The sequence below is a fragment of the Streptomyces sp. ISL-96 genome (assembly GCF_018614035.1).
Lineage (GTDB): Bacteria > Actinomycetota > Actinomycetes > Streptomycetales > Streptomycetaceae > Streptomyces.
The window spans coordinates 7261-24567 of sequence record NZ_JAGGPA010000024.1 but is presented as its reverse complement, the minus strand read 5'-3'; the positions used below and the strand labels follow the sequence as shown (position 1 = coordinate 24567).

The 17307-nt window shown below is 70.5% G+C and carries 15 protein-coding genes; 8 read left to right on the top strand and 7 right to left on the bottom strand.

What is annotated here, in order from left to right:
- The first annotated feature begins 45 nt into the window (after nt 1-45).
- Complete coding sequence (locus J7E96_RS16365) at nt 46-1578, top strand: S8 family serine peptidase (RefSeq protein WP_215132108.1); 1533 nt, start codon at nt 46-48, stop codon at nt 1576-1578.
- A gap of 234 nt (nt 1579-1812) precedes the next feature.
- Here the strand turns inward: J7E96_RS16365 and J7E96_RS16360 are convergent, their stop codons facing one another.
- Together J7E96_RS16360 and J7E96_RS16355 are read right to left on the bottom strand one after the other, a co-directional pair.
- A complete protein-coding gene (locus J7E96_RS16360; RefSeq protein ID WP_215132106.1) occupies nt 1813-2505 on the bottom strand; it encodes a lysoplasmalogenase in 693 nt (230 codons plus the stop codon).
- Entirely contained in the window at nt 2502-3392 is an 891-nt protein-coding gene (locus tag J7E96_RS16355) for a sterol desaturase family protein (RefSeq protein ID WP_215132104.1), read from the bottom strand. The genes J7E96_RS16360 and J7E96_RS16355 overlap by 4 nt, the downstream gene beginning before the upstream one ends.
- 141 nt (nt 3393-3533) lie before the next feature.
- Here J7E96_RS16355 and J7E96_RS16350 point away from each other — a divergent pair, with 141 nt between their 5' ends.
- Nucleotides 3534-6623, top strand: a complete 3090-nt coding sequence (locus tag J7E96_RS16350) for an NACHT domain-containing NTPase (protein ID WP_215132103.1) — start codon at nt 3534-3536, stop codon at nt 6621-6623.
- Here the strand turns inward: J7E96_RS16350 and J7E96_RS16345 are convergent.
- Genes J7E96_RS16345 through J7E96_RS16325 form a run of 5 tightly spaced genes read right to left on the bottom strand, consistent with a single transcriptional unit; the run spans nt 6620 to nt 11578 of the window.
- Entirely contained in the window at nt 6620-7339 is a 720-nt protein-coding gene (locus J7E96_RS16345; RefSeq protein WP_215132100.1) for a VIT family protein, read from the bottom strand. The two genes, J7E96_RS16350 and J7E96_RS16345, sit on opposite strands and share 4 nt — an antisense overlap.
- A gap of 25 nt (nt 7340-7364) precedes the next feature.
- Nucleotides 7365-8594 (bottom strand): amidohydrolase family protein, encoded by a 1230-nt coding sequence (locus J7E96_RS16340; RefSeq protein ID WP_215132098.1) that lies wholly within the window; start codon nt 8592-8594, stop codon nt 7365-7367.
- Entirely contained in the window at nt 8591-9874 is a 1284-nt protein-coding gene (locus tag J7E96_RS16335; protein ID WP_215132096.1) for an amidohydrolase family protein, read from the bottom strand. Before J7E96_RS16335 ends, J7E96_RS16340 begins: the two co-directional genes overlap by 4 nt.
- 19 nt (nt 9875-9893) lie before the next feature.
- Entirely contained in the window at nt 9894-10778 is an 885-nt protein-coding gene (locus J7E96_RS16330) for an SDR family NAD(P)-dependent oxidoreductase (RefSeq protein ID WP_215132094.1), read from the bottom strand.
- A complete protein-coding gene (locus J7E96_RS16325) occupies nt 10778-11578 on the bottom strand; it encodes an acetoacetate decarboxylase family protein (protein WP_215132092.1) in 801 nt (266 codons plus the stop codon). The genes J7E96_RS16330 and J7E96_RS16325 overlap by 1 nt, the downstream gene beginning before the upstream one ends.
- Nucleotides 11579-11697: 119 nt before the next feature.
- Here J7E96_RS16325 and J7E96_RS16320 point away from each other — a divergent pair, with 119 nt between their 5' ends.
- From J7E96_RS16320 to J7E96_RS16295, 6 genes are all read left to right on the top strand, one after another.
- Nucleotides 11698-12339, top strand: a complete 642-nt coding sequence (locus tag J7E96_RS16320; protein WP_215132090.1) for a TetR/AcrR family transcriptional regulator — start codon at nt 11698-11700, stop codon at nt 12337-12339.
- Nucleotides 12340-12341: 2 nt separating this feature from the next.
- Complete coding sequence (locus tag J7E96_RS16315) at nt 12342-13337, top strand: DEDDh family exonuclease (protein WP_251069993.1); 996 nt, start codon at nt 12342-12344, stop codon at nt 13335-13337.
- A 62-nt stretch (nt 13338-13399) separates the two neighbouring features.
- Nucleotides 13400-13633: a hypothetical protein gene (locus J7E96_RS16310; RefSeq protein ID WP_215132086.1), complete on the top strand. Its 234-nt coding sequence runs from the start codon at nt 13400-13402 to the stop codon at nt 13631-13633.
- Between the two features lie 87 nt (nt 13634-13720).
- Nucleotides 13721-14518 (top strand): SURF1 family protein, encoded by a 798-nt coding sequence (locus J7E96_RS16305; RefSeq protein WP_215132084.1) that lies wholly within the window; start codon nt 13721-13723, stop codon nt 14516-14518.
- A 79-nt stretch (nt 14519-14597) separates the two neighbouring features.
- Entirely contained in the window at nt 14598-16403 is a 1806-nt protein-coding gene (locus J7E96_RS16300; RefSeq protein WP_215132082.1) for a glycoside hydrolase family 15 protein, read from the top strand.
- Entirely contained in the window at nt 16393-17148 is a 756-nt protein-coding gene (locus J7E96_RS16295; RefSeq protein ID WP_215132080.1) for an SDR family oxidoreductase, read from the top strand. Before J7E96_RS16300 ends, J7E96_RS16295 begins: the two co-directional genes overlap by 11 nt.
- Nucleotides 17149-17307: the final 159 nt, after the last annotated feature.

Here is a 17307-nt window from a genome sequence, read left to right as displayed (position 1 = left end):
GTGCACCCGCGCATGGGCGGCTCTTACGGATGATGTGGAGAACCCATGGCTCATCTGGGATCCAGGCGGCAGCGCACACTGGCCCTGCCCGTCGGACTGGCTCTCACGGCTACGCTCGGCTTCCTGCCCGGAGCGGCCGCCTCGGCCGCACCGCTGGACGGCCCCGCCGTGACGGCGGCCTCGACCGCCACAGGTCCGAAGCTGTCGTACGTGGTCAACACCAAGGGTGGGCACGGCGCGTCGGTGAAGCGGGCGATCGCCGCGGCCGGTGGCACCGTGGTGCACGCCTACGACCAGATAGGTGTCATCGTCGTCCACTCGCAGAACCCGGACTTCGGCAAGCAGATACGTGCCGCCAGGGGCGTGGCTTCCGCGGGCGCGACCCGCACCGCCCCGCTCACGCCGGTCGGTATCACCGAGGAAGGAACCACCCAGAAGCTGTCCGCGGCCGAGGCGGCAAAGGCCGAGGCCGCCGCGGCGCCCGGTCAGGAGCCGCTGGAGGCCAACCAGTGGGACATCCGCGCGATCGGTGCGGACAAGGCCGCCAAGGTCAACGACGGCAGCAGCAAGGTCACCGTCGGCGTGATCGACACGGGTGTCGACGACACGCACCCGGACCTCGCGCCGAACTTCTCCAAGTCCCAGTCGGCCAACTGTGTCGGCGGCGTCGCGGACTCCTCGGAGGGCGCCTGGCGTCCGTACACCGACGGCAGTGACCACGGCACGCACGTCGCCGGTACGATCGCCGCTCCGCGCAACGGACTCGGCGTCGCCGGTGTCGCGCCGGGCGTGAAGCTCGCGGGCATCAAGGTCAGTGAGCCGGGCACCAGCCTCTTCTTCACCGAGGCGGTCGTCTGCGGCTTCGTGTGGGCGGCAGAGAACGACATCGACGTAACGAACAACAGCTATTACGTCGACCCGTGGATGTTCAACTGCGAGGACGACCCGGACCAGAAGGCGCTGCTTGACGCCCTCACCCGCGCCACGAAGTACGCGGAGCGCAAGGGTGCCCTGAATGTCGCGGCGGCGGGCAACTCGAACTTCGACCTGTCGGCCGACGAGATCGTCGACGAGTCGAGCCCCAATGACACGACACCGGTCAAGCGCGTCATCGACCCGTCCGAGTGCTTGGACGTACCGACCCAGCTGCCGGGCGTCATGACGGTCACCGCGACGGGCGACAAGAACGTCAAGTCGTACTACTCCAGTTACGGGTACGGCGTCGCCGACGTCGCGGCCCCCGGCGGCGACAAGTGGCAGATCCCGGCCACGCCGGACGCCAACGGCCGGGTCCTGTCGACCGTCCTGAACGGCGGCTACGGCTACAAGCAGGGCACCTCGATGGCCACCCCGCACGTCGCGGGCGTAGCCGCGCTGCTGAAGAGCGCGCACCCGAAGGCGACCCCGGCGCAGCTCCAGGCGCTGCTCAAGGCGCAGGCCGACAACCCGGGCTGCCCGACGCACATCTACGACTCGGCCGGCAAGTGGGTCGAGGCCACCACCTGTGAGGGCGGCGAGAACTACAACGGCTACTACGGCTCCGGTGTCGTCGACGCTCTCGACGCCGTCAAGAAGTGACCGAGCCAGGCGGACGCGGCGCCGTGCACCGACCCGTACGACATCAACGGCGACGGGAAGATCGACGCGGTGTGCGAGGGCGGTAAGAACTACAACGGCTTCTACGGGGTCGGCATCGCCGACGCGCTGGACGCCGTGACGAAGAAGTAGGCGGTACGTGTGCGTCGCGGGCCGCCCGGTCTCCATCCGGGCGGCCCGTTCGCATGTGTCGTGCGGCGCCTGAACGCCTGGTGCTCAGACGGTGGTTGTACCGGTTGTGCGGCCTTCACGGTACGCCGACGAGGCGGCCGGGGCCTCCGGCCGCCGCCCCAGCACCCCTCTGACCAGCAGATACTGCGCGGCCGCGTAGGTGATCATGATCCAGAAGTCGGGCGCGGGCAGCTGGGGCCACTCGGCGACGCCGGTGGCGATGAGGGTGTCGGAGAGCAGAAAGAGTGCGCCGCCGAGTCCGGCGTACAGACCGAGGCCGCTCGCTCGCCAGGCCATGGCGGTGAGCAGCAGGCTGTATCCGGCGACCGGGATGCGCAGTTCGGCGGGGAGGTCGGGCCACAGGAGGACGACGGTGGCCAGGAGTGCGACGGCGTACCCGGCGCCGAGGACTTTGGACGTACGACTGCTGCGTCCGCTACGTCCGAACAGCGCGAGGTAGCAGACGTGTCCGGCGGCGAAGCACCCCATGCCGACCAGGAACGCCCAGTCCGCGTCGGCGAGCAGGAACACATCGCCGCCCCAGCCGAAGAGCAGCGCGACGACAATCAGGCGCGGTGCGCCGCGCACGGCCGCGTACGCAGCGAGCAGCGGCATCAGCAGTGGCTTGGCGATCACGTGGCCGAGATCGGCTCCGGCGATGAGCGAGCCGAGGTCGGCGAGGACCGCGACGGCGAAGGCGACGAGGAGCCCTCTTGCCCATCCGGTTGCGGCGCTCACGCAGCGTTTCCCGTGGCGGCTTCCCGCGTCTGCCCGGTCACTCCCGGCTCCGCCGGGCGGCGCGGCTGCCAGCCCGGGCCGCGGAAGATCCGGCCCGCGCGCTCGCGCCAGGTGGTGGCCGCGCGTACGTCGCGGGCGATGGCGGCGTACTCGTGGGTGGCGACGCGCAGCGGGTTGTAGGTGCTGATGTTCTTCGTCAGGCCGAAGACGGGCCGCTCGGTCTCGGCCGCGAAGGAGCCGAAGAGGCGGTCCCAGAGGATCAGGATGCCGCCGAAGTTGCGGTCCAGGTAGCCGCCCTGGGAGGCGTGGTGGACGCGGTGGTGGGACGGCGTGTTCAGGACGTACTCGAAGGGGCGCGGCAGCTTGTCGACCCGCTCGGTGTGCACCCAGAACTGGTAGACGAGGTTCACGGACGAGCAGAAGGCGAGCGCGGCCGGGTGCACGCCGCACGCGATCAGCGGCAGGTAGAACGGCCAGACGGTGAGTGTCGTCCAGGGCTGGCGCAGGGCGGTGGTGAGGTTGAACTTGCGGCTGGAGTGGTGGACGACGTGGCAGGCCCAGAGGATGCGGATGACGTGGTGGCCGCGGTGGGACCAGTAGTAGAAGAAGTCCTGCGCGAGCAGCATCAGCGGGATCGTCCACCAGAGGAGGGGGACGCGGGCGGGTGTCAGCTCGTACACCGCCATGTAGATCGCGACAATCGGGATCTTCCATAGCAGATCGAACGCGATACTGCCGAGCCCCATGCTGACGCTGGTGACGACGTCCTTGGTCTCGTACCCGGCGGCGTCCTCGTCGGGATGGAGGCGGTAGCTCACGATTTCGAGCACGGTGAGCAGTATGAAGGCGGGTATCGACCACAGCACGACATCGGGCAGGTTCGGCATGCCCGCACGATAGAGGTGCAGGTGAGCGCTCGGCTAGGGGTTGTTACCCACAAGTACGTAAGACGATCTGCCAGCCGCCCCGGTCAGGCCATTCGGCATACGATGTGATGTCCGCCGAGACGTACGCCGGGAGGAACACCGTTGCAGGGTCTCGAATTAGTCCTCGCCCGGCTCGCGGGAACGGTCGTCGGCGCGGCGGCCAAATCCCTCCTGATCCCGCGCCCCGGAGCGGGCCTGGTCATCGCCCCGGTCCGCGCGCTGCCGCGCCCGGCGAGCCCGGAGAGGCTGGCGAAGGTGTTGGGGCGGCGGCTGTCGGAGTCGTCGTACGCCGGACTGCCGGAGGCGGAGCGGCTGGCGGCGGCGGACGCGGTACGGGACGCGTTCGAGGCGGCGGGCGAAATCGGCCCCGAGCGGCTGTTCGCGCTGGACCTGGACCCGGTGCGGCTGGCGGCCGAACTGCGACGGCCGGTGGCCGGGTTGGGCTCGCGGGCCGAGGACCTGTACGGCGAGCTGCTCGGCCTGTGCTGCGCGCATCTGGTCGAGCAACTGACGGCACACCCGCACTTCCCGGCGCGGGCGGCCGTGGAACAGACGCGGGCGGCCGGACGTACGCGGGAGCTGGTGGACGACGTACGGGCGAGGATGGGGCCGCGTCCGGACGCAGAAGCACTGGCCTTCGAGCACCGGTACGCGGACTTCGTGGCGGGGACGCACGGGCGGCTGGAGCTGTTCGGGCTGACGCTGGGCCGGTCGAGTAGTGAGTGGCCGCTGGACACGGCGTACATCAGTCTCGCGGTGAGTGGGGACGGCGGTCCCCGGGCCGATGCCATGGGGCCATGGGCGGCGCAGGGCACGGTCAAGGCCGAGCAGGCGCTGGACAGTACGGACCGGCTGTTGCTGCGGGGACCCGCCGGGGCAGGCAAGAGCACGCTGGTGCAGTGGCTGGCGCTGAACGCGGCGCGGCGCAGCTTCGGTCGGGAGCTCGACGACTGGAACAGGTGCGTGCCATTCGTGTTGCGGCTGCGGGCCTTCACCTCGTCCGAAGCCCTACCTCTGCCGGGTGACTTCTTGCGGGCGACCGGGGTTCCGCTGGACGCACCCGCCGGGTGGGCGGAGTCGCTGCTGACGGAGGGACGGGCGCTGGTTCTCGTCGACGGCGTGGACGAGGTGCCGATGCGGTTGCGGAGCCGTACGGAGGCTTGGCTCAAAGCCCTGATCGCGGCGTTCCCGCAGGCGCGGTACGTCGTGACGACGCGACCGTCTGCGGTGCCGGAAGACTGGCTGGCGGGCCAGGGGTTCGTCGCGCATTCGCTGCTGCCGATGGACCGGGAGGACATCCGGGCGTTCGTCGCGCACTGGCACGACTCGGCGCGGCGTGAGTGCCTGTCCGACGCGGAACGGGAACTCCTCGACACGTACGAGAAGTCGCTCGTCAAGGCGGTCACTACGCGCCGTGACCTGGGGCGGCTGGCGACCAACCCGCTGATGTGCGCGGTGCTGTGCGCCCTGAACCGGGACCGCCGGATGCAGCTCCCGCGCGCGCGGAAGGAGCTGTACGACGCGGCGCTGGACATGCTGCTCGTACGACGGGACACCGAGCGGGAGATCGTGGGTGTCGAGGGCGTCGATCTCACCCGCGAGGAGCAGACGGCGCTGCTCCAGCGGCTCGCGTACTGGCTCATCCGCAACGGCCAGGTCGAGGCGGAGATCCCCGATGCCGTGGAGATGGTCGCGGAGTGGCTGGCCGCGATGCCGCAGGTGCGGGGCACGCCGCAGCAGGTTTTCTCGCATCTGCTGATCCGGAGCGGTCTGCTGCGCGAACCGTCGCTGGGCGCCGTGAACTTCGTACACCGCACCTTCCAGGACTACCTGGGCGCGAAGGCGGCGGTGGAGGCGCGGGACTTCGGGGTGCTCGTACAGAACGCGCACGACGACCAGTGGGACGACGTCGTGCAGATGGCGGTCGGGCACGCGCGCGCGGAGGAACGAGCGAGACTGCTACGGCAGTTGCTGCGCCGCGCGGACAAGGCCAAGCGGTGGCGGCACCGGCTGGTGCTGCTGGCGGCTGCGTGTCTGGAGCATGCGCCGGAGCTGGATCCGGCGGTACGGGGGGATGTGCAGGCGCGGACGGAGGAGTTGCTGCCGCCGAAGAATCTCGATGAGGCGGAGGAGCTCGCCAAGGTGGGTGAGCTGGTGCTGGAGCTGCTGTCGGGGCCGGAGGGGTTGGACGAGTGGTGCGCCCAGGCAGTCGTACGGACAGCGGGGCTGATCGGGGGTGATGCGGCGCTGGAGGTCATCACCCGATTCCGCGCGGACACACGCTTCCGCGTGGCCTTCGAAGTGTCCAAGCACTGGGACGCGTTCGACACGAGGGAGTACGCGGAGAGGGTGCTTTCGGGCGCCGCGCTGCCGCGAACCTATCTGAAGGTCCGCACACGGGAGCAAGTGGCTGAGCTTCCTGGTCTGCATCACCTCACCTGGGTCCGCCTCGAAGGTCCGCACGGGATCCCCTCCGAAATCACTGACCACACGTCGTTGGAGAGCTTGTTCTTCCACCAGGATCCCGGACTGTGCGATCTGTCTCCGCTGTCCGCACTGCGTCAGCTGAAGTCGCTGGGCTTCGACACCTGTCCGTCGGTCAGAGCGCTCGGGCCGCTGCCCGGCCTGCCACTCCGTCAGCTGTATCTCTACCGGCTCGCCGAAGGCCTGTCCTTGGCACCCCTCGCCGAACTGCCCGAATTGCGCGTCCTGGGGCTTGACTTCCCTCCGCAGGAGGCGAGGGTCGGTGACATCCCGGCCGGTGCCGGACTCACACACCTCTACTTGCTCGGTGAGTCTCGGGTTCTGCGCCTCGACGGGCTGGAACGCTGGCCCGCCCTGAGGGACCTGACGATCGTGGGGGACGAGCAGGCCGGCCAACTGGCCCGGCAGCGTCACTCCTCACAACTGACCGGTCTGTCACTCAGAGAACAATCGGCCCTCGACCTCTCCACCGTTGTCCGCCATCAAGAACTTAGAGAACTGCTCCTCGGCACGTGCGAGCTCGTCTCTGGCCTCGAGCCTCTGCGAGACCTGCCCCATCTGACCCGCTTGCGACTCAGCGACTGCGGCGGTCCCCTCGATCTGACTCCGCTCGCAGATTTGGAGCAGCTGACAGTCCACACGTACCTCGGTACGACAGTGCGCGGAACCACGCTCTTCCCACGGGGGCGGCTCTTGCACAACCGCTAGACCCCCGCCGCCCCCAACAGCGACCCCGCCCCGTACGTCACAGCCATCGCCAGCGCCCCGCCCGCCATGTTCCGCAGCACAGCCGGCTTCGGCGGCGCAGCGCCCAGCCTGGCGCTGCTCCAGCCCGTCAGGGCCAGGGCGATCAGGACCGAGACGACCGTGACCAGGAGTCGCCAGGACGGGGGTGGGAGGACGATCGCCAGGAGTGGGAGCAGGGCACCCACCGTGAAGGCGACGAAGCTGGCGGCCGCCGCGTGCCAGGGGTTGGTCAGGTCCTCGGGGTCGATGCCGAGCTCCACGCGCGCGTGCGCGCGCAGCGCGTCGCGTTCGGTGAGCTGCTGGGCCGCCTCGCGGGCCACCTCCTCGGACAGGCCACGCGCGGCCAGCAGTTCGGTCAGCTCCGCCAGTTCCTCCTCCGGCTGCTCCCGCAGCTCCCGCTTCTCCTCCGCCAGCGCCGCCTCCTCCGAGTCGCGCTGCGTCGAGACCGATACGTACTCCCCCGCCGCCATCGACATCGACCCGGCCAGCAGTCCGGCGAGTCCCGCCGTCAGGAGCGCGGACCGCTCGTCCGTCGCGCCGGCGACGCCGACGACGATGCCGGCGGTCGAGACGATGCCGTCGTTCGCTCCGAGCACCCCGGCGCGCAGCCAGTTCAGGCGCGCGCCGAGGGCTCCGCCGTGGGCTTCGTCATGAGTTTCGTCGGGCTGGTCGGTCACACCGGGGAGGGTCTCACCCGTGCCGTCACCAGACACGCACCGACCCGCCCGGCGCGAAGGCCGGACTCGTCGCGTCGGGCGGGATCTCGGTGAGGGGCTCGTGGATCTCCCCCACCGTGGGGCCGACTTTCGCCGCGATGGAGTCCAGCAGGCCGAGGTCGAAGCCGTACACACGGGCCGCGTTGCCGCCCACCATGGCCGCGATCTCCTCCCTCGGCAGACCGGCGTACGCGATCCGCAGGCCCTCGCGGGAGTACGGCGCCGTCCCTTCGTCGTGCGGATAGTCGCTGCCCCACATGATCTTGTCGAGGCCGATCCGGTCGCGCAGCGGTACCTCGTGCGGGCGCATGAAGCTCGCGCCGACGTAGCAGTTGTCGCGCCAGACGTCGCTGGGGCTGTTGCCCATCGAAGCGGCCAGTCCCGCGCCGAACTTCGACTCGGCGGTGGACGCGCGGGTCGCCGCCGCCACCAGACGGGCGTGGTAGTAGTCCAGCATCTCGATCACGCCGGGGATCCAGCCCGAGCCCTGTTCCGTGAGAACCAGCCTCAGGCCGGGGTGGCGGCGGAAAGCGCCGCCGAACATCAGGTGCCACAGGGCCCGGTGCGAGAACCATGTCGTCTCCACCATGAAGACGGCGCGGGCGGCCGGCTCGTCGCCGAGCGGCGGGGACGCGGACCCGCCGTGGTGATTGACCGGTACGTCCAGCTCCTCGCACACGGCCCAGATCGGGTCGTACGTCTGCGAGTAGAGCTCGGGTATGCCGGAACCCGGCGGGGCGCCGGGCAGCAGGATGCCCCCGGTGAGACCTGCCGCCTTGGTGCGGCGGATCTCGCGCACCGCCTCTTCGACGTCGTTGAGGAGGATCTGCGCGACGCCCGCCCGCCGCCCGGGAGCGGCCTCGCAGAAGTCCGCCAGCCAGCGGTTGTGCGCGCGCAGACCCGCCCAGCGTTGCTCGTACTCCTCGCGGGTGGGCGCGGGGGCCATCAACGATGCACTGGGGAAGAAGGGCGGGATCGTGTTCGGGAAGACGACCTCGGCGACGATTCCGTCCGCCTCCAGCTCGGCCAGGCGGCGCGCGGAGTTCCAGTTGCGGTCGGCGGTGTCGGCGAGGAGGTCCTCGTACGGATTGACGTACGTCGCCGCCCACGCGTCGAAGTCGTCGTGGTGCCGCTTCTCCAAGTACGGCTTGTAGTCGAGGAGATCGGCTCCCGCGTGGCAGTCGGCGGAGATGACGGTGTAGCGGTCGTCGGTCATGGCGAGACTCCAAGCTGCGGGAAGTCGTGGTCGGTCAGCCAGTGGCGGCCCACCTCGCGCGACCTCGCCCAGGACGCCTCGACGGGCCCCTGGTCGTCCGGCTGGCCCAGTTCCTGCGGCGTAGGGCCGATGCGCCGGGCGAGCGGGGCGAGCTTCGCCGTGTCGAAGCCGAAGACCTCGGCTGCCGCCAGGCCCAGGATGCGGCGGGTCTCGGCGACGGGGATGTCGTGGAAGGTGCGCTTCAGCCACGCGCGCGTGTCGGGCCAGGTGCCCTCGGGGTGCGGGAAGTCGCTGCCCCACAGGATGTTGTCGACGCCGATCTCGTAGCGCTGGGCGAGTTCGCGGCGCTTGGTGTTGGTGGCGCAGATGAAGACCTGCCGGTCCAGGTACTCGCTCGGCGGCCGCTTCAGTTCCGCGAAGGGCGACAGCTTCTTGCCTCCGTGCGCGCCCAGGTACAGACGGTCCATGAACCACAGCTGGTTCGGCAGCCACCAGCAGCCGGACTCCGCGACCCCGAACCGCAGCCCGGGGTGACGCTCGAAGACGCCCGACCAGAGCAGGAACCACAGCGGCCTGGCGGGCCACCACGTGACCTCGGAGACGTAGATGCCCAGGTGGTCGCCGTATTCGTGGCGCGGCGCCGCGCCGGAGTGCGTCACGATCGGCATGCGTGTCTCAGCCGCCGCCGCCCATACCGGGTCGTAACGGCGGTCGTGGTACGGCGGCCTGTCGACCCACATCGAGGGGATCATCAGCGCGCCGAGCCCGGACTCCTTGGCCCGGTGGATCTCTGCGACGACCTGCTCCACCTCGCCCGTGATGGGCAGGAGCGCTACGCCGCAGTGCCGTTCGGGGTTCTGGGAGACGAATTCGGCGAGCCACCGGTTGTGCGCCCGCGCGCCCGCCATGCCCAGGGCCGGGTCCTGGTCGCCGGAGAGGCCGAGGCCGACGCCGAAGGGCGCGGCGGTCTGGCTGTCGACGGCGTCGGCGTCGGCGTCGGGGAATACGACCTCGGCGGCCACCCCGTCGCCGTCGAGCTCCTTGAGGCGCTGGGCCGTGTCCCAGCCGCCACGCAGCCCCTCCTCGTTGTCGTGGAACCACTTGGCGGCGAAGGCTTCGTTGCGTACGCCGAGACGCGTCATCTCCTCGCGGCGGGCGTCGCGCTGCCCGAGGAATTCGTCGAAGTCGCGGTGGAAGGCGCTGTCCAGGTAGGGCCGGTACTGCTCGGTCGGCAGACCGGCGTGGCAGTCGGAGGAGATGATCAGGTACGGGTCTGTCATCAGATGTCCTCAGATGTCCTCAGTCGAGAATGAAGCTCTCCAGATACGACGGATTGGCACGGTCGAGCATCGACCGCGCCCTCGCGCGGATCTGCCGGTCGCTGTGCTCGCTCGCCGGCAGCATCCAGAAACGGTCTGCGGTGATCCCCTCCACGACGGTCTCGGCGACGTCCTCGACCGGCGTGAACTCGATCTCGTGCCCCGCCGCCTTCATCGCCGTCTCCCATTGCCCGAGGCTGCGGTACGGCGTCCTGCGCGGCCGTTCCTTCGCGTAGCGCGACGGCCGGTTCCGGTGCGACTCCCACAGCCCCGTGCGGAGCATGTGCGGTCCGGGGAACAGCACCGAAGTGCTCACGGGAACGCTCTCCGCCCGCAAATGTGCGTACAGCGACTCGGTCATCGTCACGACGGCCGCCTTGGTGACGGCGTACACGGACGCGGTCGGCAGCGGGGCTATTCCGCCGTCGCCCGAGGACGTGTTGACGACGTGCCCGGGTTCGCCGCCCGCGAGCATCCGGGGAACGAACGCCTGGATGCCGTGGAACACGCCCCACACGTTCACCGCGAACGCCCATTTCCAGTCGTTCACCTCGTGCTCCCACATGCGGCCCTCCGCGCCCGAGCCGACCCCCGCGTTGTTGCACAGCACGTGCACCGCGCCGAAGGTGTCGTACGCCGCGTCCGCGAGCGCGGTGACGTCATCGCGCTCGCTGACGTCGGTGACACGCGCGAGCACCTGCACGCCCTGCGCCCGGAGTTCGGCGGCGGCCTTCTCCAGCGCGCCCTCCTCCACGTCGGCGAGTACGACCTTGAGCCCCTCCGCCGCGAACCGCCGGACCATCGCCAGCCCGATACCGCTCGCCGCGCCCGTGACCACGGCGACCTGCCCTTCCCGCAACCGCATCAAGCGGCGCTCCCTTCCGGCGGACCGTCGAGGATCTGCTGCGGGTCGTCGTAGCGCTGGTGGATGTACGGGAGCAGGGCCTGTGCGCTCACCCGCTCCACCACCCTGCCCTTCTGGTCGGTGGTCTTCTCGCCGATGGTGATCTCCACGACGCGGCGTACGGGCAGATCCGCGACCGGGTCGTACACCGACTCGCGCAGCACCACGTCGCCCGTGATCCGCTCCAGCTTGCGCACCTTCTCGTTGCGGACGCAGTGCACGAGGACCGGGTCGGCGTCGAAGCCACGGCCGTCCACCGCCGGCAGGAACTTGAAGTAGAAGTCGACCTTCTCCGCCGGTTCAGGCAGCGGCAGCGGGCCTTCCACCGCGCCCCGCACCTCGACGAAGGCGATGCCGTGCCGGGCGAGTGCCGCCCGTACGACCAGGCCGTCGCGGTCGACGGTCACCTCGCCCAGCTTCTTCGGCTCTCCGAAGACCTCGCGTCCGCCGATCAGGGCCCGTTCGTGGGTCATCGGCATGACGAGGGGGTACCAGCCGGTGACCCCGTCGTGGACGGCCCCGACCGCCACCGAACCGGCGCCCAGCGGGTAGCCGGGCAGGTCGACCTTGCTGATGTTGGCCCGTACGAGCGGCCGCTCGGCGGGCTTGAGCGGCGGCGGCAGTACGGCCGCCACCGCGTCCGGGTCGCTCTCCCACAGGGCCACCACACCGGTGGACCAGATGTCGGGGAGCCTGGAGACCGATTCGCGCGCCGCCGTGATCTCGGCCTCGGTCCGCGCGCCGTACCGTACGCGTGCCATGTCGTACCGCCTTTCGCTTCCGCTCTCGTCGGCAGCCTGCAGCCCGGTAGTCTGTAACACAGTTACACCGAGGGCGATGAAGGGTAAATAGGCTTGCACGCACGAGAATTGGGGGCTCCATGCCACGCACCGCCCTGACCCGCGACGAGGTCCTGGAGGCCGCCACGGCTCTCGTCAAACAGCACGGCCCCGCCTCCCTCACCATGCGCAAGCTCGCCGCCGAGCTCGGTACGGCGGTCACCTCGATCTACTGGCACGTCGGCAACCGCGAGTCGCTCCTCGACGCCCTCGTCGAGCGGACCATCGAGGAGATGGGCGCCATCCGCCCCAGCGGCCGCACCCCGGCCGCCCGCATCGTCTCCGTGGCCCGGGGCCTGCGCCGGGAGTTGCGCGGGCGCCCCCACCTGATCGCGATGGTCCACGAACGCGGCCTCACCGAGCGGATGTTCCTGCCGGCCCAGCAGACCCTCGTCCACGAGGTGCACGCGGCGGGGCTGCGCGGCGCGCGGGCGGCGGAGGCCGTACGCGCCGTCCAGTTCCAGGTCGTCGGGTACGTCCTCGTCGAGCGCAACCGCGAACGCGCCCCCGTACAGCACCCGGGCGAGGAGGACCTGTGGGACGCCGAGAGCGCGGAACACGACCCGGCCCTCGCCCGGCCCGCCGATCCCGAACGCCTCTTCGTCAATTCCGTGAGAGCTCTCGTGGACGGTCTGCTCACCCGGGCGGACAGGGCTGTCAGTGGGGGCCCGTATCCTCAGTGACCATGCTCGAAGACCAGCCGACAGCACCGACAGCGGCGACAGCAGCGCCGTGGCCGACCGCCTACCCGAAGGGGTACGCGGTCGTCGACGTGGAGACCACCGGACTCGCGCGGGACGACCGGATAATCTCCGCCGCCGTCTACCGGCTGGACTACCGGGGAGACGTCGAGGACCACTGGTACACGCTGGTCAACCCCGAGCGCGATCCCGGCCCCGTCTGGATCCACGGCCTCACCGGCGATGTGCTCGTGGACGCCCCGCTGTTCCCGGACATCGCGGCCGAGTTTTCCGAGCGGCTCGACGGCCGGGTGCTCGTCGCGCACAACGCCATGTTCGACTGGTCGATGATCGCCCGGGAGTACGCACGCGCCCAGCGCACCGCGCCCGTCCAGCAGCGGCTGTGCACCATCGCGCTCTCCAAGGAGCTTCGACTGCCCCTGCCCAACCACAAGCTGGAGTCGCTGGCCGCGCACTTCGGCGTCGTACAGCAGCGTGCGCACCACGCGCTCGACGACGCGCGTGTGCTGGCCGAGGCGTTCCGCCCGAGCCTGCACGCGGCCGCACAGGGCGGCGTACGACTGCCGCTGCTCGAATGCCTGCCGCTCACCGAGTGGTCGGACTCGCCCGCGACGCCGCGGGTGGGCCACCAGGCGTCGTACCGGGGCGGGGGCGGCGGGAGCTGGCGACCGTCGCGCAAGCGGCCGGCGTGCCCGTACCCGAACCCGGGGCGGTACGAACCGGGCAAACTACTCAAGCAGGGCATGCGTGTGGCGTTTTCAGGTGATACGTCCGTGGACCGGGAACTGCTGGAGGACCGGGCGGTCGAAGCGGGACTGCACATCGCGACGAGCGTGTCGCGGCTCACGAGTCTGCTCGTGACCAACGACCCCGACTCGGCCACGTCCAAAACCGTCAAGGCCAAGTCCTTCGGCACCCCCGTCGTCGACGAGGCCGCCTTCACCCAGCTGGTGCGGGACGTGTCTCCGGCAGACGGGTGATTGGCGGCGACTCGCCCGCCGACCGCTCGCCCTGCGCCGCCCGCGGTCCCACCCTGTGGCGCATGGCACGTTGTGAGGTTTGCGGAAATGATTACGGCATGTCGTTCGAAGTGCACGCGCAGGGCGCGGTGCACATCTTCGACTGCTTCGCCTGCGCCATCCACCGGATGGCACCCATCTGCGAGCACTGCAGGGTCCAGATCCTCGGCCAGGGCGTGGAGGTCGAGGGCCGCTGGTTCTGCGGCGCTCACTGCGCACGCGCGGAAGGGAAGGTAGGCATCGTCGACAAGGTCTGATCCGCGGGATTCGAGGCACAGCCCCCGGCGGGCCGCCACTCGGACCCACCCGCCGGGGATCACCGCGCGCCAGGTAACGTCAGGGACGTGTACCGCTTCCTGTTGTCCCGGCAGTGGGTGATCCTCACCCTCCTGATGCTCGTCCTCATTCCCACCATGGTCGAGCTGGGCTTCTGGCAGCTGCATCGCCACGAGCACCGGGTCGCGCAGAACAAGCTGATCTCCGGAAACCTCAGGGCGAAGCCCCTCCCCGTCGGCGACATCACCTCCCCCGGACACACCGTCCCGCGCGCCGACTACTGGCGCCGGGTGACCGCCACCGGCACGTACGACACCGCGCGCGAAGTCGTCGTACGCCGCAGGACCAACGCCGACGACAAGGTCGGCCACCACGTCCTCACCCCGCTGGTCATGAACGACGGCCGCGCCGTTCTCGTCAACCGGGGCTGGATCCCCTTCGACGCCGACCAGCAGGCGTTCCCCGAGATCCCGGCCGCCCCCAAGGGCGAAGTCACCGTCACCGGACGCCTCAAGGCCGACGAGACGACGGCGGGCAGCGGCATCAAGGACCTGAGCGGTCTGCCGCCCCGGCAGGTCATGCTGATCAACAGCGAGCAGCAGGCGAAGACGCTCGCGCGGCCCGTCCTCGGCGGCTACATCGAGCAGATCGAGCCCGTCCCCGCGGGCCCGAAGCCGGAGCTCGTGCCCGATCCCGACGCCGACTCCATCGGCCCGCACATGGCATACGCCGTGCAGTGGTGGCTGTTCGCCGGCGCGGTTCCGTTCGGCTGGGTCGTTCTCGTACGCCGCGAACTGCGCGACCGCGCGGAGGCCGCCGGGACCCTCGACGCGGCGTCGGCGGAACCTGCCACGGCAGACGCCTGACCCGTCGCGCCACCGGCCGCCGGCACCGCCACCGCCCATGGCGGCTTAATGCCACGCCAGTGCGGGAACACGAGTCTGCGTGACCCAACGCATCGAGGACTACGCGCTCATCGGGGACCTCCAGACCGCGGCCCTGGTCGGCAAAGACGGTTCCATCGACTGGCTCTGCCTGCCCCGCTTCGACTCGGCCGCGTGCTTCGCCGCGCTGCTCGGTGACGAGGAGAACGGCCACTGGCGCATGGCCCCCGCGGGCGCGGGCGCCTGCTCGCGGCGCTCGTACCGCGGCAACAGCCTCATCCTGGACTCGGTCTGGGAGACCCGCTCCGGCAAGGTCAAGGTCACCGACTTCATGCCGCAGCGCGACAAGGCCCCCGATGTCGTACGGATCGTGGATGGTCTCTCCGGCGAGGTGACGATGCGCTCCACGCTCCGGCTGCGCTTCGACTACGGCAACATCGTGCCGTGGATGCGGCGTACGACCGGCCACCGGGTCGCCGTCGCGGGCCCCGACGCCGCCTGGCTGCGCTGTGATCCCGTGGACCGGGTGAAGAGCTGGGGCCAGCAGTACACCACCTTCTCGTCCTTCACCGTAGCCAAGGGCGAAAAGGTGGCATTCGTCCTGACTTGGCATCCGTCGCACGAGCCGCAGCCGACCTTCACCGACCCGTACGAGGGACTGGAACACAGCCTCCAGGACTGGGAGGACTGGGCAGCCCTGTGCTGCTACGAAGGCCCCTACCGCGAGGCCGTGGTGCGCTCGCTGATCACCCTCAAGGCACTCACGTACGCCCCGACCGGCGGCATCGTCGCCTCCCCCACCACCTCACTCCCGGAGGAGATCGGCGGCGTACGCAACTGGGACTACCGCTACTGCTGGCTGCGCGACGCCACCCTCACCCTCGGCGCCCTCGTCGCCGCCGGCTACATCGACGAGGCGGCGGCCTGGCGCGACTGGCTGCTGCGGGCGGTCGCGGGCGACCCGGCCGACCTCCAGATCATGTACGGCCTCGCCGGCGAGCGGCGGCTGCCCGAGACGGAACTGCCGTGGCTGAGCGGGTACGAGGGGTCCAAGCCGGTCCGTACCGGCAACGCGGCCGTCAAACAGCTCCAGCTCGACGTGTACGGAGAGGTCATCGACACCCTCCATCTGGCCAGGGCCTGGGGTCTGCGCCCGAAACCGCACGCCTGGAACCTTCAGCTCAGCCTGCTCGGCTTCCTGGAGTCCAACTGGCGCGAGCCGGACGAGGGCCTGTGGGAGGTACGGGGGCCGCGCCGGCACTTCGTGCACTCCAAGGTGATGGCGTGGGTCGCGGCCGACCGCGCCGTACACGCCCTGGAGGACGACCCGACGCTGCACGGCGACGCGGACCGGTGGCGGGCAATGCGCGACGAGGTGCACCGGGAGGTCTGCGAGAAGGGGTACGACCCCGAGCGCAACACCTTCACGCAGTACTACGGTTCGAGGGAGCTCGACGCCGCCACGCTCCTCATCCCCCGCGTCGGCTTCCTACCGCCGGACGATCCGCGGGTCGTGGGGACGGTCGACGCGGTGCAGACCGAGCTGAGCCGTGGCGGCTTCATCCGCCGCTACAGCGCGGACGGCCTCACGGTGGACGGTCTGCCCGGCGACGAGGGAACGTTTCTGGCCTGCTCGTTCTGGCTCGTCGACGCGCTGCGGCTGACGGGGCGCGCGAAGGAGGCCCGGGAGCTCTTCGAGCGGCTGCTGACGCTGCGCAACGACGTGGGGCTGCTCGCCGAGGAGTACGACCCGGCCACCGGGCGGCAGCTCGGCAACTTCCCCCAGGCATTCAGTCATATCGGACTTGTGGGGTCCGCGCTCGCTCTCGGCGGGGAAGAGGCGGCAGGGTGGCCCCATGGATCTTGAACTGAAGGACCGGGTGTACGTCGTCACCGGAGCCAGTCGCGGGCTCGGCTTCGCCTCGGCGCGGCAGTTGACGGCAGACGGCGCGAAGGTCGTCGTGAGCGGCCGGGACGAGAAGGCGGTGGCCGACGCCGCGGCGGAGCTCGGGCCGAACGCGGTCGGTGTCGCCGCCGACAATGCGGACCCGGCGTCGGCGGAGCGCCTGATCGGCGCCGCCCGGGCGCACTTCGGGCGCTTCGACGGCATCCTCATCAGCGTCGGCGGCCCGGCGCCGGGCGTCGCCGCCGAGAACACGGACGAGCAGTGGCAGGCGGCTTTCGAATCCGTCTTCCTCGGGGCGGTACGGCTGGCCCGTGCGGCGGCGGCGGAGCTCTCCGAGGGCGGCGTCATCGGCTTCGTGCTCTCCGGCTCGGTCCACGAACCGATCCACGGCCTCACCATCTCCAACGGCCTGCGGCCGGGCCTGGCGGGCTTCGCGAAGTCGCTCGCCGACGACTTGGGCCCGCGGGGCATCCGGGTGGTGGGCCTCCTGCCGGCCCGGATCGACACGGACCGGGTGCGGCAGCTGGACGCGCTGTCCGGCGACGCGGAGGCTGCGCGTGCGGGCAACGAGTCGCGCATTCCGCTGCGGCGCTACGGGAGGCCGGAGGAGTTCGGCAGGGCGGCGGCGTTCCTGCTGTCGCCGGCGGCGTCGTACTTGACGGGCATCATGCTGCCGATCGACGGCGGCGCGCGTCACGGCTTCTGATTCCTTCGGGCGCCCCGCAGGCCGTCCGAAGGGCCGGGCCCCGGGCCAGCGGCGCGGGTACGCCGCGCGGAGCGAGATTTTCCCCACCCCGCCCCTTCCCGGAACTGGGGGCAAGCCCCCAGACCCCCGTGACGCCCTGCGGGCCGCTCCTCAATCGCC

Coding starts and splice junctions, on each gene's coding strand:
- J7E96_RS16365 (WP_215132108.1), top strand. CDS start 46: ATGGCTCATCTGGGATCCAGGCGGCAGCGCACACTGGCCCTGCCCGTC.
- J7E96_RS16355 (WP_215132104.1), bottom strand. CDS start 3,392: ATGCCGAACCTGCCCGATGTCGTGCTGTGGTCGATACCCGCCTTCATA.
- J7E96_RS16340 (WP_215132098.1), bottom strand. CDS start 8,594: ATGACCGACGACCGCTACACCGTCATCTCCGCCGACTGCCACGCGGGA.
- J7E96_RS16335 (WP_215132096.1), bottom strand. CDS start 9,874: ATGACAGACCCGTACCTGATCATCTCCTCCGACTGCCACGCCGGTCTG.
- J7E96_RS16330 (WP_215132094.1), bottom strand. CDS start 10,778: ATGCGGTTGCGGGAAGGGCAGGTCGCCGTGGTCACGGGCGCGGCGAGC.
- J7E96_RS16325 (WP_215132092.1), bottom strand. CDS start 11,578: ATGGCACGCGTACGGTACGGCGCGCGGACCGAGGCCGAGATCACGGCG.
- J7E96_RS16320 (WP_215132090.1), top strand. CDS start 11,698: ATGCCACGCACCGCCCTGACCCGCGACGAGGTCCTGGAGGCCGCCACG.
- J7E96_RS16315 (WP_251069993.1), top strand. CDS start 12,342: ATGCTCGAAGACCAGCCGACAGCACCGACAGCGGCGACAGCAGCGCCG.
- J7E96_RS16310 (WP_215132086.1), top strand. CDS start 13,400: ATGGCACGTTGTGAGGTTTGCGGAAATGATTACGGCATGTCGTTCGAA.
- J7E96_RS16295 (WP_215132080.1), top strand. CDS start 16,393: ATGGATCTTGAACTGAAGGACCGGGTGTACGTCGTCACCGGAGCCAGT.